Source organism: Oleiphilus sp. HI0043, from assembly GCF_001634935.1.
Map to the genome: position 1 here is coordinate 1 of NZ_LWEY01000829.1, position 604 is coordinate 604.

The window sequence follows — 604 nt, forward strand, 5'->3', positions numbered from 1 at the left end:
GTCTTTCAACACATTGCGCCCAACCAAGGTCAAGAGCAAAACTTTCATTACGAAATCCTGCTTCGCCTGATCAATAGCAACGGCAACCTTTGTTCTCCAGGCCAGTTCTTGCCCGCGGCAGAACGCTATAACCTCATGCCTAATATAGATCGCTGGGTCATCAAGAATTACTTCGCTTGGTTAGGTAAACACCCCGAGCACTTGGAAAAGCTCGGCTGTGCCAGTATTAACCTCAGTCCACAGAGCATTGGTCAAAAAGAATTCTCAGCTTTTCTGGTTAATCTCTTTGAAGAGAATAAGGTGCCGCCCCATAAAGTCTGCTTTGAGATCACCGAAAGCATGGCGATCACGCATCTAGATAATACCCAGAATTTCATCGATAAATTCAGGGCGCTCGGCTGTCGCTTTGCACTCGACGATTTTGGCACAGGCTTTTCATCCTATGCCTATCTAAAGGACCTTAATATTGACTACCTAAAAATCGATGGCGTATTTGTTAAAAACTTATGCGATGATGCCGTAAATACCGCAATGATCAAATCAATTGCCGACGTCGCAAGTGCTATAGGCATAGAAACGATTGCAGAGTTTGTTGAAACAGCAG

General features: G+C 44.7%; 1 protein-coding gene. It reads left to right on the forward strand.

What is annotated here, in order from left to right; genetic code table 11:
• Window positions 1-604, forward strand: a 604-nt coding sequence (locus tag A3729_RS09390; RefSeq protein ID WP_156497841.1) for an EAL domain-containing protein, incomplete at both ends; no start/stop codon positions are given.